At 74.0% G+C, this 22,945-nt stretch carries 22 protein-coding genes; 7 read left to right on the plus strand and 15 right to left on the minus strand.

Annotated features, from left to right (window positions below; all coding sequences use genetic code 11):
• The first annotated feature begins 16 nt into the window (after nucleotides 1–16).
• Nucleotides 17–235, plus strand: a complete 219-nt coding sequence (locus EV374_RS29540) for a DUF397 domain-containing protein (protein WP_088992395.1) — start codon at nucleotides 17–19, stop codon at nucleotides 233–235.
• Nucleotides 236–305: 70 nt separating this feature from the next.
• Here EV374_RS29540 and EV374_RS29545 read toward each other — a convergent pair whose 3' ends face one another.
• Together EV374_RS29545 and EV374_RS29550 are read right to left on the minus strand one after the other, a co-directional pair.
• Nucleotides 306–1,676, minus strand: a complete 1,371-nt coding sequence (locus EV374_RS29545) for a cellulase family glycosylhydrolase (RefSeq protein WP_132240433.1) — start codon at nucleotides 1,674–1,676, stop codon at nucleotides 306–308.
• Nucleotides 1,677–1,954: 278 nt separating this feature from the next.
• Nucleotides 1,955–2,347, minus strand: a complete 393-nt coding sequence (locus EV374_RS29550; protein ID WP_132240434.1) for a hypothetical protein — start codon at nucleotides 2,345–2,347, stop codon at nucleotides 1,955–1,957.
• A gap of 304 nt (nucleotides 2,348–2,651) precedes the next feature.
• On the opposite strand from EV374_RS29550, the gene EV374_RS29555 reads away from it, so the two are divergent.
• On the plus strand, nucleotides 2,652–3,899 hold the full coding sequence (locus EV374_RS29555) for a cytochrome P450 (protein WP_132240435.1): 1,248 nt from the start codon (nucleotides 2,652–2,654) through the stop codon (nucleotides 3,897–3,899).
• Between the two features lie 58 nt (nucleotides 3,900–3,957).
• Here EV374_RS29555 and EV374_RS29560 read toward each other — a convergent pair whose 3' ends face one another.
• Complete coding sequence (locus EV374_RS29560; RefSeq protein WP_132240436.1) at nucleotides 3,958–5,130, minus strand: zinc-dependent alcohol dehydrogenase; 1,173 nt, start codon at nucleotides 5,128–5,130, stop codon at nucleotides 3,958–3,960.
• The gene (locus EV374_RS29565) at nucleotides 5,127–5,762 is read right to left on the minus strand and encodes an SRPBCC family protein (RefSeq protein WP_132240437.1); all 636 of its coding nucleotides are present in this window, start codon (nucleotides 5,760–5,762) and stop codon (nucleotides 5,127–5,129) included. Before EV374_RS29565 ends, EV374_RS29560 begins: the two co-directional genes overlap by 4 nt.
• Nucleotides 5,763–5,906: 144 nt before the next feature.
• Here EV374_RS29565 and EV374_RS29570 point away from each other — a divergent pair, with 144 nt between their 5' ends.
• On the plus strand, nucleotides 5,907–6,644 hold the full coding sequence (locus tag EV374_RS29570) for a class I SAM-dependent methyltransferase (protein WP_132240438.1): 738 nt from the start codon (nucleotides 5,907–5,909) through the stop codon (nucleotides 6,642–6,644).
• The gene (locus EV374_RS29575) at nucleotides 6,641–7,690 is read left to right on the plus strand and encodes a glycosyltransferase family 2 protein (protein WP_486486030.1); all 1,050 of its coding nucleotides are present in this window, start codon (nucleotides 6,641–6,643) and stop codon (nucleotides 7,688–7,690) included. Before EV374_RS29570 ends, EV374_RS29575 begins: the two co-directional genes overlap by 4 nt.
• 106 nt (nucleotides 7,691–7,796) lie before the next feature.
• Here EV374_RS29575 and EV374_RS29580 read toward each other — a convergent pair whose 3' ends face one another.
• Genes EV374_RS29580 through EV374_RS29590 form a run of 3 tightly spaced genes read right to left on the minus strand, consistent with a single transcriptional unit; the run spans nucleotide 7,797 to nucleotide 9,740 of the window.
• Nucleotides 7,797–8,480 (minus strand): DUF3618 domain-containing protein, encoded by a 684-nt coding sequence (locus EV374_RS29580; protein WP_132240439.1) that lies wholly within the window; start codon nucleotides 8,478–8,480, stop codon nucleotides 7,797–7,799.
• Entirely contained in the window at nucleotides 8,477–8,929 is a 453-nt protein-coding gene (locus EV374_RS29585; RefSeq protein WP_132240440.1) for a phage holin family protein, read from the minus strand. The genes EV374_RS29580 and EV374_RS29585 overlap by 4 nt, the downstream gene beginning before the upstream one ends.
• Nucleotides 8,930–8,960: 31 nt before the next feature.
• Nucleotides 8,961–9,740 carry a F0F1 ATP synthase subunit B family protein gene (locus tag EV374_RS29590; RefSeq protein ID WP_132240441.1) on the minus strand — a complete coding sequence of 260 codons (780 nt, stop codon included), beginning with the start codon at nucleotides 9,738–9,740 and terminating at the stop codon, nucleotides 8,961–8,963.
• A gap of 260 nt (nucleotides 9,741–10,000) precedes the next feature.
• Here EV374_RS29590 and EV374_RS29595 point away from each other — a divergent pair, with 260 nt between their 5' ends.
• Nucleotides 10,001–10,480: a DUF4383 domain-containing protein gene (locus EV374_RS29595; RefSeq protein ID WP_132240442.1), complete on the plus strand. Its 480-nt coding sequence runs from the start codon at nucleotides 10,001–10,003 to the stop codon at nucleotides 10,478–10,480.
• Between the two features lie 77 nt (nucleotides 10,481–10,557).
• Nucleotides 10,558–11,217, plus strand: coding sequence for a DUF6766 family protein (locus EV374_RS29600; protein WP_132240443.1), 660 nt, complete (start codon nucleotides 10,558–10,560; stop codon nucleotides 11,215–11,217).
• Between the two features lie 13 nt (nucleotides 11,218–11,230).
• Here the strand turns inward: EV374_RS29600 and EV374_RS29605 are convergent, their stop codons facing one another.
• The 8 genes from EV374_RS29605 to EV374_RS29640 form a co-directional block, all read right to left on the minus strand.
• Nucleotides 11,231–11,680, minus strand: a complete 450-nt coding sequence (locus tag EV374_RS29605; protein WP_132240444.1) for a GNAT family N-acetyltransferase — start codon at nucleotides 11,678–11,680, stop codon at nucleotides 11,231–11,233.
• Nucleotides 11,681–11,777: 97 nt separating this feature from the next.
• Nucleotides 11,778–13,346, minus strand: coding sequence for a GTPase Obg (gene obgE, locus EV374_RS29610; protein WP_486486031.1), 1,569 nt, complete (start codon nucleotides 13,344–13,346; stop codon nucleotides 11,778–11,780).
• Nucleotides 13,347–13,437: 91 nt separating this feature from the next.
• Nucleotides 13,438–13,692, minus strand: coding sequence for a 50S ribosomal protein L27 (gene rpmA / locus EV374_RS29615; protein ID WP_013288010.1), 255 nt, complete (start codon nucleotides 13,690–13,692; stop codon nucleotides 13,438–13,440).
• 11 nt (nucleotides 13,693–13,703) lie between these two features.
• Entirely contained in the window at nucleotides 13,704–14,018 is a 315-nt protein-coding gene (rplU, locus tag EV374_RS29620) for a 50S ribosomal protein L21 (RefSeq protein WP_088975625.1), read from the minus strand.
• Nucleotides 14,019–14,208: 190 nt separating this feature from the next.
• Entirely contained in the window at nucleotides 14,209–14,724 is a 516-nt protein-coding gene (locus EV374_RS29625; RefSeq protein WP_132240445.1) for a hypothetical protein, read from the minus strand.
• A 117-nt stretch (nucleotides 14,725–14,841) separates the two neighbouring features.
• The gene (locus tag EV374_RS29630) at nucleotides 14,842–17,979 is read right to left on the minus strand and encodes an Rne/Rng family ribonuclease (RefSeq protein WP_132240446.1); all 3,138 of its coding nucleotides are present in this window, start codon (nucleotides 17,977–17,979) and stop codon (nucleotides 14,842–14,844) included.
• A 131-nt stretch (nucleotides 17,980–18,110) separates the two neighbouring features.
• Nucleotides 18,111–18,845 (minus strand): TIGR03936 family radical SAM-associated protein, encoded by a 735-nt coding sequence (locus tag EV374_RS29635; protein WP_207914652.1) that lies wholly within the window; start codon nucleotides 18,843–18,845, stop codon nucleotides 18,111–18,113.
• Between the two features lie 163 nt (nucleotides 18,846–19,008).
• The gene (locus tag EV374_RS29640) at nucleotides 19,009–20,994 is read right to left on the minus strand and encodes a TIGR03960 family B12-binding radical SAM protein (protein WP_132240447.1); all 1,986 of its coding nucleotides are present in this window, start codon (nucleotides 20,992–20,994) and stop codon (nucleotides 19,009–19,011) included.
• A gap of 685 nt (nucleotides 20,995–21,679) precedes the next feature.
• On the opposite strand from EV374_RS29640, the gene EV374_RS33660 reads away from it, so the two are divergent.
• On the plus strand, nucleotides 21,680–22,900 hold the full coding sequence (locus tag EV374_RS33660) for a hypothetical protein (RefSeq protein ID WP_486486033.1): 1,221 nt from the start codon (nucleotides 21,680–21,682) through the stop codon (nucleotides 22,898–22,900).
• Nucleotides 22,901–22,945: the final 45 nt, after the last annotated feature.

The following is a 22,945-nucleotide window of genomic DNA, read 5'->3' on the forward strand; positions in this document are numbered from 1 at the left end:
ACTGGAGGACTTGACGATGGCTTCGCACCCCAAGGGTGACTTCGACCTCTCCCGGGCGGTCTGGCAGCGGGCCGAGGGCGACACCTCCGAGAGCGCCGTCGAGGTCGCCTTCGTCGACGACCTGATCGGCATGCGCAACTCCGCCGAGCCGGACGGCCCGGTCCTGGTCTTCACCCAGGCCGAGTGGGACGCCTTCGTCGCCGGCGCCCAGGACGGCGAGTTCGACCTGGACTGAGGTCGGGCTGACCGCTGCCTGCCCGACCGGGCGGGCCGGGCCGACCGCGCCCGGCCCGCCCGGTCGGCCGTCAGGTGGCGGTGCAGGTCAGCGGCGGAACGGGGTTGGTGCCGCTCCACGAGCCGAGGAAGCCGATGACCGTGTCGGCACCCGGGCCGAGGCTGCCGTTGTAGCTCACGTTGCGCGCGGCGACGGCGGATCCGCTGGTGGTGACCGTCGCGTTCCAGGCCTGGTTGACGGCCTGGCCGGAGCCGAGGGTCCACGCCACGGTCCAGCCGCTGATGGCCGCGCTCCCGGCGGTGATCCGGATCTCCCCCTGGAAGCCGCCCGGCCACTGGCCCACGATCCGGTAGGCGGCGGTGCAGGACCTGACACCGCTGGTCGGGGTGGGGGTGGGCGGGTCCGTCGGGGTCGGCGAGACCGTCGGGCTGACCGTGGGCGTCACCGTCGCGGTGGGGCTCGGCCCACCGCCGAAGATCGTAGCCTCCCTGGCGGTGGCCCTGATGCCGTTGGCGCCGTTGAAGATCCGCTCGCCCCAGGTGGTGAGCCGCGCGGGGTCGAAGGTGGTGGCCATGTCCAGGATCGGGTCGGTGTTGCCGCTCCAGGACCAGCCGAGGTAGCCCAGGCCGCGGGCCTGCGACTCGGCCAGGATCGTCTCGTGGTCGACCTCGTTGGCGTTGAACCGCCAGCCGAACTCACCGATGACCAACGGCCAGCCGTTGTCCTCGAACCGGTCGAGGTAGTCGGTGATGGCCGTGGCCGTGTTGAACACCGCGTACATGTGGATGGAGAGCACGGTGTTGTGCCGGCTGTCGGCGTCCAGGATCGCCTGCGCGTTGTCCCGCATGACGTACTGCCAGTCCTGGCCCCAGTTCGGCCCGTCGACCATGAGCAGGTGCTCGAAGCCGTTGGCCCGCATCTTCGTGATCGCGGCGGTGGTCGCGGCGGTCCACTGGCCGGCGTTGACGTTGCCGATCGGCTCGTTGCCGATGTTGATGACGACGTAGTTCTCCTGGCCGACGAGCGCGCTCTTCTGGCTGATCCAGTAGTCGACCGCCTCGTCGAGCGACGCGGCGGCGCCCTCCTCGCCGTAGCCGGTGGTGTCGTGGACCTCCAGTACGCAGATCAGCCGGTTCTGCTTGCACAGTGAGATCACGTCGGCGACGTCGGTGGACGGACCCCAACGCTTGCCGCTGCCCAGCACCACCCGGACGGTGTTGGCGCCGAGCGCCTTGACGTCGGCGAACGAGTCGGTCTCGCCCGTGTACCAGACGTGGGGGTGGTTGACACCTCGCATGACGAACGGCTGGCCGTTCGCCTCGACGATGTTGCGTCCGTCGACGTGCAGTCCCACGGCCGCGTCCGCCGGCTTGACGAACAGCAGGACGGACGCGGCGACGGCGAGCACCGCGGCGCCGACGGAGAGAAGTCTTCTCTTCATGGCCTACCTCAGGGTGAGGCCCCGACAGATCGGGGCACAGGCACGCCTGCCCAGGCGCACGCGAATGGCGGTGCGCGGCGCGCTCGTGACGAGTGCGACGTACGGGTGCGAGGCCGGCTCGGCTCTGCAACGGTGCCAAGCTACTCGTGGTCACGCAGGCTTCGCAATAGGAGATCGTCGATGGGGTGACTGTTCCCCCCGGCCGACGGCGGTACGGGACCGGGCGCTCCGCGTACCGTTGCAATGCCTCCACCACGGCGGCGATCCCGAATCGCGGGCTAGTCGCCGTCGCCCCAGCCGAGCCCGCCCGGCCCCGGTGCGTGATGGAAGCCGGGATGGCCGGCGACGTCGGCGCAGCGCTCGCCGTCCGGGCCGGACGCGCCGCAGAACAACCGCTCGGCCTGCTGCCACGCCTCGGCCGGCGACAGCGCCGACGCGCCCAGGGCCACCTCGGGCCGCAGCAGACTCAGCGCCTCCGCGTATCCGACGGCCAGCTCCCGGGCCGACGCCAGATCGGCGGCGGTGAAGCCGAGGTGCACCGTGAAGAACCGGCCCGGCCGGGCCGAGCGGCGGGGCGGCGCGATCAACGACGCGCCGGCGACCTCCCCGGCCGCGCCGAGCCTCTCCCGCGCCTGCCGTTGCCGCCAGTACGCCGGCCTGTTGTCACGCATGTGTCCTCCCCGTGGCGATCGTGGGCGGCCTCGTCCCGCGGTGGACCGCCCGCGTTCCGTCTTGGCCACCGCCGGAGTCGTGCCGGCGGTGGACCGGCGCGGACCGCTCCCCCAAGACAACCAGTTCGCCGCGTCCCTGGGAGGGGCCAGCAGACGCGTCGTCCGCTGGCCCCTTCCCGGCATCCGCCCGCCCCGCGCCGCGGCCGACCCGGCGGCGGGGTTCAGGCACGCCGGCCCGGGTAGACGCAGGGGTACGGACAGGACCCGGCCGGCAACGGCCGCCACCCTTCGGTCAGGAGGCCCGATGGCGACCATCCCGACGGAGCGCAGCCCGGACAGCTCGGTGGCCTTCCTGCGCGACGGCTACCGCTTCGTCGGCCGGCGCTGCGACCGTCACGGCACCGACATCTTCCAGGCCCGGCTGCTGCTGGAGCCCACCATCTGCCTGCGCGGCCGGGCGGCGGCGGAACTCTTCTACGACACCGAGCGCTTCGTCCGGGCGGGTGCCATGCCGAAGCGGGCGCAGCGCACCCTCACCGGCCGCGGCGGTGTGCAGGGCCTCGACGGGGCGGACCACGCCGACCGCAAGGCCATGTTCATGTCGATCATGACGCCGGCCGCGGTCCGGCAGCTCGCGCAGCTCTTCGACGACGAGTGGCGGGCCCGCGTCCCGTCCTGGGAGTCGGACGGGCCGGTGGTGCTCTACGACGAGGTCGGCCGGATGCTGACCCGCGCGGTCTGCGCCTGGGCCGGCGTGCCGCTCGCGAACTCCGAGGTGGACCGGCGTACCGCCGAGCTGCACGCCATGATCGAAGGACCAGCGGCGCTCGGCCCCCAGCACTGGCGTGGCCTGTGGGCCCGCCGCCGGGGCGAACGCTGGATCGGCCAGGTCGTCGACCGGCAGCGCGCCGGCACGCTTCCCGCCCCCGACGGCAGCGCGTTGCGGGTGTTCGCCGAGCACCGCGACGCCCACGGGCGGCTGCTTCCCCGCCGGATCGCGGCCGTCGAGCTGCTCAACGTGCTACGGCCCACGGTCGCCGTCGACCGCTTCATCGTCTTCGCCGCGCTGGCCCTGCACGACCACCCGGCCTGGCGGGAACGCGTCCGGGAGAGCGACGAGGCGGCCGAGAGCTTCGTGCAGGAGGTACGCCGCTACTACCCCTTCTTCCCCGTGGCCGCCGCCCGGGTCCGGCGCTCGTTCGACTGGCAGGGCTACCACTTCCCGCGCGGCCGGCGGGTGCTGCTCGACCTGTACGGCACCAACCACCACCGGGCGCTCTGGCCGGAACCGGAGCGGTTCCGGCCGGAGCGCTTCACCGGCTGGCGGGGCGACCCGTTCGCCCTCGTGCCGCAGGGCGGCGGCGAGCACCTGACCGGTCACCGCTGCGCCGGGGAGTGGATCACGATCGAGCTGATGAAGCGGGCGGTGGCGAACCTGACCACGACGATGCGGTACGACGTGCCACCGCAGGACCTGGCGTTGAGCCTGCACCGGATGCCGGCGCTGCCGCCGAGCGGGTTCCTGGTCACCAACGTCCGCCGCACGGCCTGAACACGACACCGCCCCGGGGGACCTCGACGGCCCCGGGGCGGTGCGGTCGCGATCGCGCTCAGGCCGGGTGCAGGACGCTGCGCAGGCAGCCGTCCTCCTTCTTCTCGAACATCTCGTAGCCCCGCGCGCCCTGCTCCAGCGACATCGGGTGGGTGGCCAGGTAGCCGGGATCGATCTCGCCGGCCGCGATCCGGTCCAGCAGCATCGGGATGTAGCGCTGGGCGTGCATCTGCCCCATCCGCAGCACCAGCGCCTTGTTCATCGCCGCGCCGAGCGGGAACTTGTCCACCAGACCGGCGTAGACACCGACGATGCTCACCGTGCCGCCCTTGCGGCAGGCCATGATCGCCTGTCGGACCGACGTGGGGCGGTCGGTCTGCAGCCGGGCCGTCTGCTTCGCCTTGTCGTACGCGTACACCGGCCCGACGTCGTGCGACTCCATGCCGACGGCCTCGATGCACGCGTCCGGCCCCCGGCCGGCGGTCATTTCCCGCAGTGCCTCCAGCACGTCGGTCTCGGCGTAGTTGACCGTCTCCACGCCGAGCCGGTCGGCGGCGGTGGCGAGCCGCTCCCGCAGCCTGTCGATCACGATCACCCGCTCGGCGCCGAGGAGCTGGGCGGACCGGGCCGCCATCTGGCCGACCCCGCCGGCGCCCCAGACGGCGACCACCTCGCCGCCCTTCAGCGCGCAGAAGTCGGCGGCCATCCAGCCGGTGGGCATCGCGTCGGAGGCGAACACCACCGAGTCGTCGGGCACCCCGTCGGGCACCTGGAACGCCCCGATGTCGCCGAAGGGCACCCGGACGTACTCGGCGTGGCTGCCGGAGTAGCCACCGGCGGCGTGCGAGTAGCCGAGGATGCCGGCCGGCGAGTGGCCCCAGAGCTTCTCGGTGAAGACCGGCTGCGGGTTGGAGTTGTCGCAGAGCGAGTACTGCTCGGTGCGGCAGTACCAGCAGCCGCCGCAGGCCACCACCGAGCCGACCACGACGCGGTCGCCGACGCGCAGCCGCCGTACGCCGGGGCCGGTCTCCACGACCTCGCCCATGAACTCGTGGCCGAGGACGTCGCCCTCCCGCATCGCCGGCAGGAAGCCGTTGATCAGGTGCAGGTCGGAGCCGCACACGCTGCTGGCGCCGACCTTGACGATGATGTCGCCCTCGGCGCGGATCCGCGGCTCCGGCACGTCGCGTACGGCCAGCTTGCCGACGCCTTCCCAGCAGAGCGCCCTCATGCCCGCCCTCCCGTCCGCAGCCTCTCCCGCACCTTGTCGGTCGCCTTCTCCTGGGCCGGGCCGCGCCCGGACGGGTCCCGCCGGGTGTCGATGACCTGGCCGCACTCCACCAGCGCCTTCACCCGGCGCAGCGCGTCCCGCAGGGCCTGGTCCGGGTCGTCGCCGCCGAGGAGTCCGAACGCCCGGCGCAGCGGCCCGGAGCGCCACCGCAGCTCGGCGCGGACCTCCGTGCCCCGGTCCTGGGGCGCCGGCGTCAGGTGGACCGTGCCCTCCTGCTCCGGCCCGTCGGTGACCCGCCAGCGCAGCCGCCCGGGTCCCTCGACGGTGATCTCCGCCCGCCACTCGGTGCCCCCGCCGGCCGGGTCCCGCGCCACGCAGCGCCACCGGTCGTCGTCGAGCCGCTCCAGGGTCGCCCACCCGGCCAGCGCCCGGTCCATCCGTTCCCGGTCCGTCCAGAAGCCGATCACGGCCGCCGCCGGCCGGTCGATCGTCACCCCGCGCCGCACCACGTACCAGCCGTCGCGGCGCTCGGGCTGGTGCCGGCGTCGTCGACGGGCCACCGCCCTGCCGACGCCGACCACGGTCACGGTGGTGGCGCCGAGCAGCGCCCACCTCGTTCCGTTGCTGGTCATCTCGTCTCCTCCATGCGGGTGCCCGGGGATCGACCACCCGCACCAGTTGCGCTACCCGGGACCGCCCGGCCGAAACGACGCGCCGGTTTGCCCGGTCGATAACCGGGCACCTGCTGCGGGCACCCACCGTCACCGGGAGGCACCGTGTCCTTCGACGCCAGCGAGTACGGCCGGCACGCCGCGGACGTCTACGACGAGACGTACGCGCACCTGACACCGGACGCGGCGGTGGAGCGGCTCGCCGCGCTCGCCGACGGCGGCCCGGTGTGCGAGTTCGGCATCGGCACCGGCCGGCTCGCCCTGCCGCTGGTCGCCCGGGGACTGACCGTCGCCGGTGTCGAGGGCTCCCCGGAGATGGCCGCCGGGCTGCGCGCCAAGCCCGGCGGGGACAAGATCGAGGTGGCCGTCGGCGACTTCGCCGAGACCCAGGTGCCCGGCGAGTTCGCCCTGGTGGTGCTCGCGTTCAACACGATCTTCGCGCTGCCGGACCAGGCCGCCCAGGTGGCCTGCTTCCGCAACGCCGCCGCCCACCTGCGTCCCGGCGGCCGGTTCGTCGTCGAGGCGTGGGTGCCCGACCCGGGTGCCTTCCGCGCCGGCGGCTCGCTGCGGCCGGTGCGGGTGGCGGAGGACGTGGTGCTGCTGGAGGCGGCCCTGCTGCACCCCGCCGAGCAGCGGATGACCACCACAAAGGTCCGGATCGGCAACGACGGGGTGCGCCTGCTGCCCGCCAACCACCGCTACGCCTGGCCGGCGGAGCTGGACCTGATGGCCGAGCTGGCCGGGCTGCGCCGCGAGCACCGGTGGGAGGACTGGTCCGGCCGGCCGTTCACCGACCACAGCCGCGAGCACGTCTCCGTCTACCGCCGCCCGGAGCAGGCGTGAGCGCCCCGGCCCGCCCGGCCGCTGCCGCTCCCGGGGGCGACGGCCGGGGCACCGGCGCGCCGACGGCCGGGGGCGCCGACGAGCGTCGGCTTCCCATGGCGTACGTGCTGCCGCTGCGCTGGACCGACGACGCCGACCTGACCGAACTGACCGCCTACCTGCGGCGGCTGAGCGCCCTGGTCGACGTGACCGTGGTCGACGGGTCGCCGCCGGAGGTGTTCGCCCGGCACGCGGGGGCCTGGCGCGGCCTCGTCCGGCACCTGCGGCCGGATCCCGCCCTGCGCGGCGTCAACGGCAAGGTGACCGGGGTGCTCACCGGCGTCGGCGCGGCCCGGCACGAGCACGTGGTGATCGCCGACGACGACGTCCGGTACGACGAGGCGGGGCTGCTCGCCGTGCACCGGCTGCTCGACCGGGTGGACCTGGTCCGGCCGCAGAACTACTTCGATCCGCTGCCCTGGCACGCGTGGTGGGACACCGGGCGCACCCTGCTCAACCGGGCGCTCGGCGCCGACTACCCCGGCACCCTGGCGGTACGCCGGAGCACCTTCCTCGCCATGGGCGGGTACGACCCGGACGTGCTCTTCGAGAACCTGGAGCTGATCCGCACCGTGCGCGCGTACGGGGGCACCGAGGCGGCACCCGCCTGGCTGCACGTACGCCGGCTGCCGCCCGACGCCGCCCACTTCCTGGGCCAACGGGTCCGCCAGGCGTACGACGACCTGGCCCAGCCGGCCCGCCTGATGGCCTCGCTCGCGGTCCTGCCGGCGCTGGCGGCGGCGGTCGCGACCCGGCGGCCGAGGCTGCTGCTCGGGGCGGCCGTGACCACCGTGGCGCTCGCCGAGGTGGGCCGGCGCTGGGGCGGGGGCGCCGCGGTCTTCCCGCCGGCCACCGCCCTGGCGGCCCCGCTCTGGGTGCTGGAGCGCGGCGTGTGCGGCTGGCTCGCCGTCGGCCGGCGCCTGCTCCTCGGCGGGGTCCGCTACGCGGGCGGCCGGGTGCGCCGCGCCGCCCACTTCGAACGCACCCTCCGCCGCCACCTGCGCTGACTCTGGGCACCGCCACCCGCCCGGGACGCACACGACAGCTCGCGGCCACTCCCCGGACGGTGCTCCGGGAGTGGCCGCGAGCTGCGGCGTACGGTGGTCGGGCTGGTCAGTACCGCACCTGTTCGCGGGACTGCTGCGCCTGGTCCTTCACGTCGTGCGCGGCCGAACGGGTGTCGTCCTTGACGGCGTGCACCGCGTCCTGGGCGGTGGAGCGGACCGACTCGGTGGCGTGCTGCGCCGGCTCGCGCAGCTCCTCCTTCAGCTCGTTGGCGACCTCGCCGAGCTTCTCCTTCACCACCCCGGCGTGCTCGCCGGCCTTCTCCTTGACCTGCGACGCCACCTGCTGCTCGCGGCGGGTCGCCGGGATCAGCGAGGAGGCGAGCCAGCCGACGCCGAAGGCGATCAGGCCGGCGGCAAGCGGGTTGCCCTCGGACTTCTCTCGGATCACGTGCGGCGCCCGCTGCGCGGCGTCGCTGACGGTCGAGGCCGCCGAGTGCGCCTTGTCGCTGACCGTCGAGGCGGCCGAGTGCGCCTTGTCGCTCACGGTGGACGCCGCCGAGGAGGCGTGGTCGCCCACCGCGTGGGCGCTGTGCTTGGTGCTGTGACCCAGGTCGGAAGCGGTTCCCATCACCTTGTCCCTCACATTCTGCAGTGCGTTGCGGGCCCGCTGCTTGCGGTCGTCGACGATGCGGGCGGGGCTGACCTTGTACGCCAGCGCGTCCACGTCGGAACTCAGGTTGTTCCGGGTGGCTTCGATCTCCCGGCGGATCTGGTCCGGGTCGGTGCTCATCGGGTGACCTCCTGCGGGTGGGGCTTGAGCGCGTCGGGGATCCGCTGCACGCTGTCGTTGGTCTGCTTGAGGCCGCGGATGTGCTCGGCGCTCTTCTTGGCCTTGGTGTAGAGGACCGCGGCGATCGCGCCCCAGATGACGGCCACGATCAGGGCCGCCCAGCCGGCGTCCATCACGTTGGACAGCCCGGCCCAGAGGGCCAGCGACAGGAAGAGGGCCACCATGTAGCCGCCGAAGCCGGCACCGCCGAAGAAGCCGGCGGTCTTGCCCGCCTTCTTGCCCTCCTGGCGGATCTCGGCCTTGGCCAGCTCGACCTCCTGCCGCATCAGGGTCGACAGGTCGCTGGTGACCTGGCGCATCAGCTCACCGATCGAGCTGCCCCTGACCTCGTCCGCGTCGTGGGGGTGGTAGCCGGAGTCCAGCCCCGCCCCCTGCGTCGGCATGCTCATGCCGCCGCCTCCCTTCGGGTGATTCGTGGGCTCACGGACGGGTGGTTCCGGTCGACGGCACGCCCGGCAGCGGGTCGGTCTGGCTCACCGGCGGCAGCGGCTGGCCGACGCCACCGGCGGGGTCGGCGTAGCTGGTGGTGGTCTGCGGGTCGGCGTACGCGCCCGGGGTCGGGTCGAGGTAGCCGCCCGGCGGTACGGCGTCCGGCACCGCACGCGGGGCCGGCGGGGTCGGGATGACCGCGGTCCGCTCCGGGTCGTAGCCGGCGCCCGAGCCGTACGCGGGGTAGCCGTTGCCACCCTGGCCGTCGCCGCCAGCCGAGATGTTCTTGGTCAGCCGGCCGGCGAGCACACCCAGCACGGCGGCGCCGACCAGGAAGGTACCCGGGTTGCGACGCGCGTAGTCGCGCACCTCGGCGATGAGGTCGCCGGGCTCGCGCTGCTCCAGCCAGCCGGCCACCCCGTGCACCCGGTCGGCGGCCTGGCGGGCGATCTCGCTCACCGGGCCGGCCTGGCCGCCCTGCTCGGCCATCGAGCGCATCTCATCGGCCAGCGAACGGAGCCCGCCGGCGGCGCGCCGCTGCTGGTCGCCGGCCTGGCTGGCGAGCTGGCTGCGGGCCTCGCCGTAGAGGTTGCGCGCCTGGAGCTTCGCCTCGCCGACGACCTCCCGGCCCTGCTCCTTGGCCGTCTCGGCGACGGCGCCGCCGGCGTGCCTGGCCTCCGAGCCGACCTGACGGGCCTGCTCGCGGACGCCGCTGCCGTTGCTCGAATCCTGGCCGTACGTGGAAGTCGTGGGTGACAGATCGTAGGTCATGATTTCCCTTCCGCTCGGAAAGTCTTCGCGGGTGTGTGCTGGGGGGATGCGCCGGCCGGTTCCTGCCGCCGCATCTCTTGACCTACCCTGCGTCGCCGGTTCCATACCTCCTTCGTGACTTTCCCTGCGGGCCGCCGCCGGCCCGCTACAAAATGGAGGATCGCCGGACCGCGTATCGACCCCGCCACGCACAGTGGTGGACACTCCCCCGCTGCCGGCGCCGCGGGCAGGGCGTTCCGCGGGTCCACGGAGGTGAATCGATGGCACGACACGCACTCGGCGGCCCGGGGGGCCCGAAGCCGAAGGTGCAGCTCGCCGCCGTGGCCGCGGCCGGGGTCTTCACCCTGATCGGAGTGCTCGGGTTCGTCCCCGGCATCACCATCAACTACGCCGACATGACGTTCGCCGGCCACCACTCCGAGGCCCGGCTGCTCGGCCTGTTCCAGGTGTCGATCCTGCACAACGCGCTGCACCTGGGCTTCGGACTGGCCGGCCTGCTGCTGGCCCGCAGCGTCGCCGGGGCCCGGGTCTTCCTCGCCGGCGGCGGCGCCCTCTACCTCGGCCTGTGGCTGTACGGCTTCGCGATCGACCGGGAGAGCGCGGCGAACTTCATCCCGGTCAACGACGCCGACAACTGGCTGCACCTGGTCCTCGGCTTCGGCATGCTCGCCTTCGGGCTGCTGCTCTCCAACCAGGTGGGCACCGGCACCCGGGCCGACGACCCCTTCGACCGCCCCTGACCCGGGCCGTGTGGCGGCGTTTGCCCGCCGCGCCCTTCGGGCACGGAGGTCGGAGGTCCGTCGACGAGGAGGTCGTCATGCCGAGGTGGTTGCGTGACAACGCGCTGACCGTGGCGATGTTCGGCGCCTTCCTCGTCTTCCTGGTCCTGCAGAGCGTGTTCGGTTGGCAGACGTACAACCAGGAGCTGGCCGAGTTCGGGGCCGCGCCGACCGGCTGGCCGGCGTACCTGGTCACCGGGCACTTCATGGAGTCGGTCTTCGAGAACTGGGAGTCGGAGTTCCTCCAGATGGGCGGCTACGTCCTGCTCACCGCCTACCTGGTGCAGCGCGGGTCGGCGGAGTCGAAGCCGGTGGGGCAGACCGACCGGCCCGAGGACGACGAGCGGCGGGCCACCCCGGACTCCCCCTGGCCCGTACGCGCCGGCGGGCTGCCGCTGGTGGTCTACCGCAACAGCCTCTCCATCGCGCTGCTGCTGATCTTCGCCGGCTCGTTCGTCGGCCACCTGCTCGGCGGGACCGCCGACTACAACCAGCAGCAGGCGTTGCAGAGCGGAGCGCCGCCGATCGGCGCGTGGGAGTTCCTCAGCACGAGCGACTTCTGGTTCCAGTCGATGCAGAACTGGCAGAGCGAGTTCCTCGCCGTCGGCACGCTGATCGTGCTGAGCATCTTCCTGCGTCAGCACGCGTCGCCGGAGTCGAAGCCGGTCACCGCCGAACACGCGCACACCGGCGACTGACCGCCCGGCCCCGTCAGGCCGGCACGCGCAGCCGCTTGGCGAAGCACACGCTGTACGGGTTGCCGACGTACTCGCCGTAGACCGGGATCGGCTCGTATCCGCTGGAGGTGTAGAGCCCGATCGCGGCCGGCAGGTACGTGCCCGTCTCCAGGCGGAGAACCGCGTACCCCTGTTGGAAGGCCAACTCCTCCAGCGCGGTCAGCAACTGCCGGGCGATGCCCCGCCCCCGGTGGGCCGGGCGGACGTACATCCGCTTCACCTCGCCGGTGCCGGCGTCGAGCGCCTGGATCCCGCCGCAGGCGACCGCCCGCCCGTCGGCGACCACCACCAGGTAGCGGATGTCGTCGTGGGTGACGGTCGCCTGGCCGTCCAGCCCGCCGTCGGCCGCCCGCAGCTCGCGCTGCTGGGCGGTGACGAGGGCGTCGATCTCCGCGTCGGTGGCGGGGCGGGACTCGATCAGCATCAGGCCACGCTAGGCGGCGGGGATTTCGGGCAGGTTTCTGGCAGTCGACCCGCGCACGGAGCGCGACGAGCCATTCGGCGTCGCCCGCCGGGGCGGGCTATTCGGCGTCGTCCGCCGCCGCGATGCGGGACGGGCCGGGCTCCTGGGAAGGACCGGGCCCGTCGGACGGGTCGGCCTCCCGGACCGGCCCGGCGTCGCCGAAGCCGTCCGCCGGGTCGACGTCGTCGGAGACGTCGGCGTCGGTGCCCTCGACGTCGTCCTCCGGGCGCTGCCGGCGGGCCTTGCGGGCCGCCAGCCGCTCCGCGGCGGACGCCCGGGTGGACTTCTCCTCCAGCCGGACGTCGGTGCCCCGGTTGCCGGGGATGAAGTCGGCCCCGGCGTAGAGGGTCGGCTGCCAGTCGAACTCCCGCTCGCCGATCCGGACCAGGTCGCCCGGTTCCGCGCCGGCCTTGCCCAGCTTCTCCTCGACACCCAGGCGGGCCAGTCGGTCGGCCAGGTAGCCGACGGCCTCGTCGTTGTCGAAGTTCGTCTGCCGCACCCACCGCTCGGGGCGGACGCCGTGCACGACCCAGGCGCCGTCCGCCGCGGCCTCGATGGTGAAGCCGGCGTCGTCGACCGCCCGGGGGCGGATCACGATCCGCGTCGCCTCGGCGGGCGGCGCGGCCTTGCGCCCCTGCTCCACCAGCTCCGCCATGGCGTACATGAGCTCCTTGAGCCCCTCCCGGGTCGCCGCGGAGACCTCGAACACGCGGAAGCCGCGCTCCTCCAGGTCGGGGCGGACGATCTCGGCAAGGTCCCGGCCGTCGGGCACGTCGACCTTGTTGAGCGCCACCAGCCGGGGACGGTCGGCCAGGCCGCCGTACTCGGTCAGCTCGGCCTCGATGGTGTCGATGTCGGCGACCGGGTCCCGGCCGGGCTCCAGGGTGGCGGTGTCGATGACGTGCACCAGCACCGCGCAGCGCTCGATGTGCCGCAGGAACTCCAGGCCGAGGCCCTTGCCGGTGGCCGCGCCGGGGATCAGGCCGGGCACGTCGGCGACGGTGAAGGTGTGGTTGTCCAGCCGGACCACGCCCAGGTTGGGCACGAGGGTGGTGAAGGGGTAGTCGGCGATCTTCGGCTTGGCGGCGGAGATCACCGAGATCAGCGACGACTTGCCGGCCGACGGGAAGCCGACCAGCCCCACGTCGGCGACGCTCTTGAGCTCCAGCACCACGTCGAGCTGCTCGCCGGGCTCGCCCAGCTCGGCGAAGCCGGGGGCCTTGCGCCGGGCGTTGGCCAGCGACGCGTTGCCCCGGCCGCCGCGCCCGCCCCGGGCCACCTCGAAGGTCGTGCCGGCGCCGACCATGTCGGCCAGGACCGTGCCGTCGGGGGCCTGCACCACGGTGCCGTTCGGCACCTTGAGCACGAGGTTGCGGCCGTTCGCGCCGTCCCGGTTCGACCCGGCGCCACCCTTGCCGTTCTCGGCCTTCACGTGCGGGCGGAAGTGGAAGTCCAGCAGCGTCGTCACCTGCGGGTCGACCACCAGGGACACGCTGCCGCCGTGCCCGCCGTTGCCGCCGTCGGGGCCACCGAACGGCTTGAACTTCTCCCGGTGGATCGAGACACAACCGTGCCCACCATCGCCGGCCTGCAGGTGCAGGACGACCCGGTCAACGAACGTCGCCACGGGCGTCAATCCTTCCAGCGAGGGTCACGCCCCGCACGAAAAAAGCGAAGCGGGCCGGGACACGAGGTCCGCGGCCCGCAACGCCTTCGAACTACTGCTGCGGCACGATGCTGACGGTCTTGCGACCGCGCTTGGTGCCGAACTGGACCGAACCGGCGGCCAGCGCGAAGAGCGTGTCGTCTCCGCCGCGGCCGACCAGGTCACCGGGGTGGAACTTGGTGCCACGCTGACGGATGAGGATCTCACCCGCGCTGACGACCTGACCACCGAAGCGCTTCACGCCGAGCCGCTGCGCCGCGGAGTCACGGCCGTTACGCGAGCTGGACGCACCCTTTTTGTGAGCCATCTGAGGACGACCTACTTCCCGCTGGAGATGCCGGTCACCTTGACCTGGGTCAACGGCTGGCGGTGACCCTGGCGCTTGTGGTAGCCGGTCTTGTTCTTGAACTTGTGGATCCGGATCTTCGGGCCCTTGGTGTGCGCGGCGATCTCGCCGGACACCGCGACCTTGGCAAGCTTCGCCGCGTCGGTCACCAGGTCGTCACCGTCGACGAGGAGCACCGCGGTGAGCTTCACCGCGTCGCCGGGGGCACCGACGAGCTTCTCGACCTCGATCACGTCGCCCTCGGCGACCTTGTACTGCTTGCCGCCGGTCTTGACGATCGCGTACATCGGAGGCGGACTCCCTGTCGTTGAGGCTGCTGGCGTCTTTTCCCCACCGTTGCCGGTCGGGTGTTCCCGCGGCGGCTCGCCGGGTAGCAGAGGCACGGCGGCGCGGGCACGCGAGAACTCGGTACACCAAAGTGCACCGCCGGCCAGCGTACGCCATCGGAGGGCCGACGCCCAAACCGGGCCCCGCCGGTCAGCGGGCGCAGAGCTGGTCGAGGCGTTGCCGGAGCCGGTCGAGCCCGGTCTCGTCGATCGAGTCGACGTCGGTGCCCAGCGTGCCGACCTCCGCCGCCATGTCCGCGAGGAGGGTCTTGAGCTGCGCGTCCTCGGCCCGGGTCGACTCGCGCCGCAGCGTGCTGCGCCAGTCGGTCAGCGCGGTGGAGATCCGGTCCCGGGCGGTCCGGGCCGCCGCGGCGTCGTCCGCCCCGACCGCCGCGACCATCTTGCCGAGTTCCTCGACGTACGTCCGCACGGCCGTCTCGCCGGCCCGCTGTGCCGCGGCACACACCTCGGGCGCGTTGCCGCCGGCCGCCCCGCTGCCGGCCCCCGGTCCGGTGCCCGGTGCCCCGCCGCCAACGGATCCGCCCGGCGTGACGCCACCGCCCGGTGCGCCGCCGGGTGGGCCGGCCCGCTCCGGGCGCTCGGCCGCGCACCCGGCGCCGGAGAGCAGGACGGCGGTGAGCGCGGTGACGGCGAGCATACGGCGCATCGTTCTTCTCCTGACCGCAGGCGGCCGATCGTGGCCGGGGATCGACCATACGACAGGGCCCCTCCCGCCGGACATCACCGGGAAGGGGCCCTGTCACACGTCGGGTCGGTCAGCCGGTCACGGCCGGGTACGCCGCCGCGCGCCGCTGCGGCGGGACCGGCGCCGGCCGGAGCCCCCCTCCGACTCGTCGCCGTCGGCGTCGGAGAGCGCGTCCGGGTCGTCCGGGGCTGCCAGCCGCGCCGACTCGCCCGTCTGGCTGTCGGCGACCTCCCCGGCGGCGGCGGTGTCCGCCTCGTAGCGGGACAGGTCGTAGCCCATGGTGTCGTGGTACTCGGCGTTCGGAGCGGCGTCGGCGTCGGTCTCGGTGACCTCGGCCACGGTGCGCTCGGCCGGCGCGCTCTTACGCGCCCGCCGCCGGGAAGTGCCGGCGCCCTGCTCCGCCGCCGCCGGGGTGGCCACGGCCGAGGCGACCGCCTTGACCTTCTCCCCCGCGCCGCCGCCGGAGCGCGGCTTGTCCGGCACCGGCTCGGTGTGGATGATCAGGCCCCGGCCCTTGCAGCACTCGCAGGTCTCGCTGAACGCCTCCAGCAGGCCCGCGCCGATCCGCTTGCGGGTCATCTGCACCAGCCCGAGCGAGGTGATCTCGGTGACCTGGTGCTTGGTCCGGTCCCGGCCCAGGCACTCGGTCAGCCGGCGCAGCACCAGCTCACGGTTGGACTCCAGCACCATGTCGATGAAGTCGATCACCACGATGCCGCCGAGGTCGCGCAGCCGGAGCTGGCGGACGATCTCCTCCGCCGCCTCCAGGTTGTTCCGGGTCACCGTCTCCTCCAGGTTGCCCCCGGAGCCGGTGTACTTGCCGGTGTTGACGTCGATGACCGTCATCGCCTCGGTGCGGTCGATCACCAGCGACCCGCCCGAGGGGAGGAAGACCTTGCGGTCCAGCCCCTTGATGATCTGCTCGTCGATCCGGTACTCGGCGAAGACGTCGGCCGCGCCGACGTGCCGGCGCAGCCGGGCGACCAGGTCCGGCGAGACGTGCGACAGGTACGACTCGACGATGTCGTACGACTGCTCGCCCTCGATCACCAGCTCGCGGAAGTCCTCGTTGAACAGGTCCCGGACGACCCGGATGACCAGGTCCGGCTCCTCGTAGAGGAGCACCGGGGCGCCGCCCTCGGCCGCCTTGGCCTGGATGTCCTCCCACTGCGCCTGGAGCCGCTTGACGTCGCGCGCCAGCTCGTCCTCGCTGGCGCCCTCGGCGGCGGTCCGGACGATCACGCCCGCGCCGTCCGGCACCAGCTTCTTCAGCACGTCCCGCAGCCGCTTGCGCTCGGTGTCGGGCAGCTTGCGGCTGATGCCGGACGCGTTGCCGTGGGGCACGTAGACCAGGTGCCGGCCGGAGAGCGCGATGTGGCTGGTCAGCCGGGCGCCCTTGTGGCCGATCGGGTCCTTGGTGACCTGCACCAGCACCGAGTCGCCGGAGCGCAGCGCCTGCTCGATGGAGCGGGCCCGCCCCTCCAGGCCGGTGGTGTCCCAGTTGACCTCGCCGGCGTAGAGGACGGCGTTGCGGCCGCGCCCGATGTCGACGAACGCCGCCTCCATGCTGGGCAGGACGTTCTGCACCTTGCCGAGGTAGACGTTGCCGGCCATGGTGCCGGAGGAGTTGCGGGTGACGTAGTGCTCGACGAGCACCCCGTCCTCCAGGACGGCGATCTGGGTCCGGTCGCCGCGCTGGCGTACCGCCATCACCCGGTCGACGGCCTCCCGGCGGGCGAGGAACTCCGACTCGCTGAGGATCGGCGGCCGGGTCCGGCGCTGCTCGCGGCCGTCGCGGCGGCGCTGCCGCTTGGCCTCCAGCCGGGTGGAGCCGGAGACGCCCTGCACCTCGTCGACGGTCTTGCGCGGCTCGCGGATCTTGACGACGGTCGGCACGCCGTCGTCGGCGCCCGCCTCGACGTCACCGGCGCCCCGGCGGCGGCGACGACGACGGCGACGGGTCAGGGCGTCGCCGCCCTCGGCCTCCTCGTCCTCGTCACCCTCGGGCTCCTCCGCCTCGGCCTGCGCGCCCTCCTCGGACTCTTCGTCCTCGGCGTCCTCCGCACCGCCCTTGCCCCGGCCGCGTCCGCGGCGGCCACGGCGGCGCCGGCGGCGGGCCGCGGCGCTCTCGTCCTCGTCCTCGTCTTCGTCCTCGGCGGCTTCCTCGGCCTCCTCGGTCGGCTCCTCGGGCTCGACGACCTCGACCGCCTCGACGTCGCGGCGGCCACGCCGGCGGCGGCGCGCCGGCTCGGCCGGCTCCTCGGCGGCGGGCTCCTCCGGCTCCGGTTCCGGAGCGGGAGCCACGACCCGGGCGACCGGGACGTCCTCCGGCTGCGGGGCCATGAACAGCACGGTGGGCGCGGAGAGCGCGGCCCGCCGGCGGCGGGTGCGCGGCTCGGGCTCGACGACCGGCTCCGGCTCGACGACCGGCTCGGGCTCGACGACCGGCTCGGGCTCGACGACCGGCTCGACGGCCTCGGTCGGCTCCTCCTCGGCGGGCGGGGTGACCGCCACGCCGGGCGGGACCTCGCCGGAACGGCTCTGCGCGCCGCTGACGGCGGCGGGCGGGGCGGCGGCGCCGAACCCGGTGCCGGCCTCCGGCTCGATGCCGGCGGCGGCCGTCGGCTGCTCCGCGGGCGCGGTGCCGGTCCGGTCGGCGTCGGTCGGGGTCTCCGCGGCCGGCTCGGCCGCGGCGGGGGCGGCCTTCTTCCGGCGGGTACGCGTCGCCTTCGCCGGCGGCGCGGCCGGCTCGGCGGGTGCCTGGTCCGCCGCGACCGGCGCCTCCGCGGCGGGCGGCGCGGCGGCCTCGGGGGCCTGCCCGGCGGCCTCGGTGGGCGGCGCGGTGGTGTCCTCGGCGGCCTTCGCGGTGGTGGCCTTGCGGCGGCGGCGCGTCGCCTTCGGGGCGGCGTCGAGATCGCCGGAGACGGGGGCGAACACCTCGGCCTGGAGCGCCTCACCGCTGCCCGGCACGGGCGCCGTCGACGCCTCGACCGGCACCTCGGTCTGCTCCGACTGGTTCAGCGGCGTGGCCCGCCGCCGGGTCGTACGCCGTCGGACCGGCGCGGCCGGGGCCTGCTCGGCCCCGCCGGTTCCGGCGTCGGCGGCGCCGGCAGCGTTCTCCGCCCCGGCGGCGTTCTCGACGGTGCTGTTGTCAGCGGTCTCGTCGGCCGGCTGTGAACCGGTCCGTTCGCCGCCCTCGGGCTCGTTCTCGAGCATGGACGTTCTCCAGTTCTGGCTGCCCCGGGCGCGGGTGAGCGCTGCCACGCAGGGTCGCCGCAAAAGTGTTTCCGCCGGGCGCGCACGGTGCGCGACCGCCGAAGTCTGCCTACCTGAACGTCGACCGACGGTCAGCGTTCACCGATGGTTGCCCCGTCGCGGTCCGCTTCCAACGGATCCGCGATCGCATCCTGCGCGGTCAGCGTGCCCTGTGCCAGCCGGATCACCCTCGGCGAGACCGGCGGCTCCAGGTCGGCCACCACGCGGAGGCCGGAAAGGACGTCATCGGGCCGCACGGAGGGGGTGACCTGCCGCACGACCAGTTCGAGTATCGCACACGGTACGGCCGGTGCCCCGGAAGGCGTCTCCGGCGACGCGATCACATCGATGCGGATCACCGCCGCCCGCGCGTCGAAGGTGCGCCGGCCCTGCTTGGTCATCCGCTCGACCAGCACTTCCTCGGCGGCCGTGAAGGCGGAAACCGCCCGTTGCAGGACGGCCGGGTCGACCTCGGGCAGCTCGATGCGCCAGTGCGACGCCTCGATCCGGTCGGCAAGACTCCCGCCGGCGGCCACGACGGCGTCGAGCACGTCGAGACCGGGCGAGAGGGCGGCGTCCAGCGCGGCGCGCAACTGCGCCGGGTCGACCTGCTCGCGGAGGCCGATCTCCAGGTATTCCGCCTCGCTCGCCACGCCCGTCGGGGCCGCGCTGGCGTACGAGATCTTGGGGTGCGGGGTGAAGCCCTGGGAGAAGGCGATCGGCACGCCCGCCCGGCGCAGCGCCCGCTCGAACGCCCGGGCGAAGTCCCGGTGCGAGGTGAAGCGCAGCGGGCCGCGCTTGGCGTACCGGATCCGGACCCGCTGCACGACGGGTGCCTGGCCGCCCTCTGGCTGTGGTTTCCTACTGATCGTCGTGCTCCTCGTGTCGGAACCGGTTGATCGTGACGGCACTGCTCGCGACTCGCGTGCCGCTGACGATAACCACATGATCAACCCGGCGCACGGCGGGCGTGCCCGCCGTGCGCCGGGGCTACTGCTGGGAGCCGGTGGGGAGCTTCAGACCATTGATCGGGGTGAGCGGGAGGAGCTTCTTCCCGGTCGGGCCGATCTGGATCTCGGTGTCCATCGACGGGCAGACGCCGCAGTCGAAGCACGGGGTCCACCGGCAGTCGTCCTGCTCGTACTCGCTGAGCGCGTCCTGCCAGTCCTGCCAGAGCCAGTCCTTGTCCAGGCCCGAGTCCAGGTGGTCCCAGGGCAGGACCTCCAGCTCGTCGCGCTGGCGGGTGGTGTACCAGTCGAGGTCGACGCCGAAGGCCGGCAGCACCTCGGTCGCCGCCTGCACCCAGCGCTGGTAGGAGAAGTGCTCGCTCCAGCCGTCGAACCGGCCGCCGTTCTCCCACACCCGGCGGATCACCGCGCCGACCCGCCGGTCACCCCGGCTGAGCAGGCCCTCGATCAGCGACGGCTCGCCATCGTGGTAGCGGAAGCCGATCGCCCGGCCGAGCGACCGGTCCGCGTTGATCGCCTGCTTGAGCATCTTGAGCCGGCCGTCGATGACCTCCGGCGTCTCCATCGGCGCCCACTGGAACGGGGTGTGCGGCTTCGGCACGAACCCGCCGATGGAGACCGTGCAGCGGATGTCCTTCGAGCCGGTGGCGGCCCGGCCGGCCCGGATCACCTCGTGGGCCATGTCCGCGATCTCGAGGACGTCCTCGTCGGTCTCGGTGGGCAGCCCGCACATGAAGTACAGCTTCACCTGCCGCCAGCCGTTCGTGTACGCGGTGACGACGGTGCGGATCAGGTCTTCCTTCGACACCATCTTGTTGATGACCTTGCGGATCCGCTCCGACCCGCCCTCGGGGGCGAAGGTCAGGCCGGTGCGCCGCCCGTTGCGGGACAGCTCCTGCGCGAGGTCGATGTTGAACGCGTCCACCCGGGTCGACGGCAGCGAGAGCGAGACGTTGGTGCCCTCGTACTGCTGGGCCAGGCCGGAGCACATGTCGCCGATCTCGGAGTGGTCGGCCGACGACAGCGACAGCAGCCCCACCTCGTGGAAGCCGGAGAACTCCAGCCCCTCCCGCACCATCTGCCCGACGGTGGTGATGGAGCGCTCGCGCACCGGCCGGGTGATCATCCCGGCCTGGCAGAACCGGCAGCCCCGGGTGCAGCCCCGGAAGATCTCCACGGCGTACCGCTCGTGCACGGTCTCCGCGAGCGGTACCAGGGGCTTCTTCGGGTACGGCCAGGCGTCCAGGTCCATGGTCGTGCGCTTGTGCACCCGGAACGGCACGTCCGCCCGGTTCGGCACGACCCGCTGGATGCGGCCGTCGGGCAGGTAGTCCACGTCGTAGAAACGCGGCACGTAGACGCTCTCGGTGCGGGCCAGGCGCAGCAGCAGCTCGTCGCGCCCGCCCGGGGAGCCCTCGGCCTTCCACTCCCGCACGATCCCGGTGATCTCCAGGACCGCCTCCTCGCCGTCGCCCAGCACGGCGGCGTCGACGAAGTCGGCGATCGGCTCCGGGTTGAACGCGGCGTGGCCGCCGGCCACGATCACCGGGTCGGCGTCGGTGCGGTCGGCGGCGAGCAGCGGGATGCCGGCCAGGTCGATCGCGGTGAGCAGGTTGGTGTAGCCCAGCTCGGTGGAGAAGGAGACGCCGAAGACGTCGAAGTCGCGCACGGAGCGGTGCGCGTCGACGGTGAACTGCGGCACGCCGTGGGCGCGCATCAGCTTCTCCAGGTCCGGCCAGACCGCGTAGGTCCGCTCGGCGAGCACGTCGGGCAGCTCGTTGAGCACCTCGTAGAGGATCTGCACGCCCTGGTTGGGCAGGCCGACCTCGTAGGCGTCGGGGTACATCAGCGCCCAGCGCACGGCCGCCGCGTCCCAGTCCTTGACCACCGCGCCCAGCTCGCCACCGACGTATTGGATGGGCTTGGTCACCTGGGGCAGCAGCGGCTCCAGCCGGGGCCAGACCGAATTGGCCGCGGCGGGGCGCGGCGTGGTGGACGGGACGCTCATGATGCCCAAGGGTACGCGGCCCGGCGGCGGCCACCGCGCGCACGCCGGTCGCCACGCCCTCGGGGCGCCGGTCGCCGCGCCCTCGGCACGTCGGGGCGCCCGTCCGACCTTGCGGTACCGGCGACGGCGGTGGCCGGAATCGCCCCGCTGGCGCGTCGGTACTAACCTCGGACCGGCGCGAGAGGAGATTGCCGCGATGCCGCAGCCGCAGCCGGGCACGGACCGGCCGGCCGACGGGAGCCCTCCGGGTCAGGACCAGGGTCCGGATCCGGCGGTCACCGAGGAGCCCCCGACCTCCCCCGCAACGCCCGCCCCTGCCGGCGGCACGGGCCCGGAGGGCACCCGTGAGCTGCCCACCGACGTCCCCGGGCCGACCGCGACGTCCGACGTCGGGCAGGACCCGGACGACGCCGGGGCGCGCGGCGCCGGGGCCGACGCCGCGCTGCCGGACACGGGCGACGCCACGGCGCCGCACGGCTCGGGCGACGCCACGGCGCCGCACCGCTCGCGTGACGCCGCCGACCGGCCGGACCCGGGCGACGCCACCGCGTTGCAGGACGCCGACGACGCCGGGGCCGAGGGCACCCGGGCCGCCGGGCCCGGGCGGGTGGCCGGCACCGGCCCGGAGGGCACCCGCCTGCTGCCCGACGACGGCCCGCCGGCCGCGGGACCGCAGGGCACCCGGATGTTCCCCGGCGACGAGCGACCGGCCGTCGGGCCGCAGGGCACCCGGATGTTCTCCCCCGACGAGCTACCGGCCGAACCGCCCGCGCCCCGGTGGAGCGGTTCGGCGGCGGTACCCCCGCCGAAGCCGCGCAAGCGGGCCTGGGGCGAGTCGGCCGAGATCCCCCCGGTGCCGGCGCCTCCGCCGGCGCCCCCGCCCCCGCCCGAGCAGCCCGCCGAGCACCGCACGCCGGTCGACCCGTGGGCGGGCGCGGACACCGGAGGGTGGGACCTGCCGCCGCCCCCGCCGCCCTCGCCGACGCTGCCCTACCCCGCCGCGCCGCCGCCCAGGCCGTACTCCGGGCCGCCGGCGCCACCCGTGCACTCCGCGCCACCCGTGCACTCCGCGCCACCCGTGCACTCCCCCGCGCCGCCGCAGCCACCGCGGCCCGCGCCGCCGCGGGCCGCGTACCCGGCCGCCCCACCGCCGTCGGCGTACCCCGTCTCCCCGCCGCCCGCGGCCTACCCGGTCTCCCCGCCGCCGGTCTCCCGGGCGCCCGGCCCGGCCCGCCCGGCGCCACCCCCGCCTCCGCCACCCGCGCCGCCGAGGCAACGGCGGGCGACGGCGCCGCCGGCCGGGCCACCACCCGGCCAGCAGGCCCCCAGGGGGTACGCCCCGAGGCCCGCCCGCAAGCGTCGCCGCTGGCCGTGGTTCCTGCTGCTCATGCTGGCCTGCTGCTGCGGCTGCCCGGCCTACTACGGGGTGCCGATGGCGTCGCAGTACCCGGCCGAGGCCAGCCTGCCGGCCGAGGTGGCCGACCTGCGGCTGCGCGACGACAACACCAGCAAGGCGACCACCAAGCAGCTGGAGGCGGACGTGCGCAAGGCGCACTGGCTGGCCGAGAAGACCTTCGCCGGCGTCTACGCCACGCCCGCCGGCAAGCGGGTGACGGTCTTCGGCGGCACCGGCTTCCGGTTCACCCCCGAGTCCGACGCGGAGGACGAGATCACCCGGCTCACCGGGCAGTACTCCCTCGGCGAGGCCCAGGTGATCGACACCGGCGTACGCGGCCGGCACCAGCGTTGTGCGGTGGGACGCGCCGACGGCCAGGACGTGGTGGTGTGCACCTCGGTCGACCACGGCAGCATCGCCACCGCGGTCTTCACCCGGCTCTCCCTCGACGACAGCGCCACCCTGCTCGGCACCCTGCGGGAGCAGATGGTCACGACCAACCAGAAGTAGCGGCTCCACCGGCCCGACGCCGTCGGGTCGGCCCGGTCGACGGTC

The sequence above is a fragment of the Micromonospora sp. CNZ303 genome, from assembly GCF_004345505.1.

Coding starts and splice junctions, on each gene's coding strand:
- EV374_RS29540 (WP_088992395.1), top strand. CDS start 17: ATGGCTTCGCACCCCAAGGGTGACTTCGACCTCTCCCGGGCGGTCTGG.
- EV374_RS29545 (WP_132240433.1), bottom strand. CDS start 1,676: ATGAAGAGAAGACTTCTCTCCGTCGGCGCCGCGGTGCTCGCCGTCGCC.
- EV374_RS29550 (WP_132240434.1), bottom strand. CDS start 2,347: ATGCGTGACAACAGGCCGGCGTACTGGCGGCAACGGCAGGCGCGGGAG.
- EV374_RS29555 (WP_132240435.1), top strand. CDS start 2,652: ATGGCGACCATCCCGACGGAGCGCAGCCCGGACAGCTCGGTGGCCTTC.
- EV374_RS29560 (WP_132240436.1), bottom strand. CDS start 5,130: ATGAGGGCGCTCTGCTGGGAAGGCGTCGGCAAGCTGGCCGTACGCGAC.
- EV374_RS29565 (WP_132240437.1), bottom strand. CDS start 5,762: ATGACCAGCAACGGAACGAGGTGGGCGCTGCTCGGCGCCACCACCGTG.
- EV374_RS29580 (WP_132240439.1), bottom strand. CDS start 8,480: ATGAGCACCGACCCGGACCAGATCCGCCGGGAGATCGAAGCCACCCGG.
- EV374_RS29585 (WP_132240440.1), bottom strand. CDS start 8,929: ATGAGCATGCCGACGCAGGGGGCGGGGCTGGACTCCGGCTACCACCCC.
- EV374_RS29590 (WP_132240441.1), bottom strand. CDS start 9,740: ATGACCTACGATCTGTCACCCACGACTTCCACGTACGGCCAGGATTCG.
- EV374_RS29595 (WP_132240442.1), top strand. CDS start 10,001: ATGGCACGACACGCACTCGGCGGCCCGGGGGGCCCGAAGCCGAAGGTG.
- EV374_RS29600 (WP_132240443.1), top strand. CDS start 10,558: ATGCCGAGGTGGTTGCGTGACAACGCGCTGACCGTGGCGATGTTCGGC.
- EV374_RS29605 (WP_132240444.1), bottom strand. CDS start 11,680: ATGCTGATCGAGTCCCGCCCCGCCACCGACGCGGAGATCGACGCCCTC.
- rpmA (WP_013288010.1), bottom strand. CDS start 13,692: ATGGCTCACAAAAAGGGTGCGTCCAGCTCGCGTAACGGCCGTGACTCC.
- rplU (WP_088975625.1), bottom strand. CDS start 14,018: ATGTACGCGATCGTCAAGACCGGCGGCAAGCAGTACAAGGTCGCCGAG.
- EV374_RS29625 (WP_132240445.1), bottom strand. CDS start 14,724: ATGCGCCGTATGCTCGCCGTCACCGCGCTCACCGCCGTCCTGCTCTCC.
- EV374_RS29630 (WP_132240446.1), bottom strand. CDS start 17,979: ATGCTCGAGAACGAGCCCGAGGGCGGCGAACGGACCGGTTCACAGCCG.
- EV374_RS29640 (WP_132240447.1), bottom strand. CDS start 20,994: ATGAGCGTCCCGTCCACCACGCCGCGCCCCGCCGCGGCCAATTCGGTC.
- EV374_RS33660 (WP_486486033.1), top strand. CDS start 21,680: ATGTTCCCCGGCGACGAGCGACCGGCCGTCGGGCCGCAGGGCACCCGG.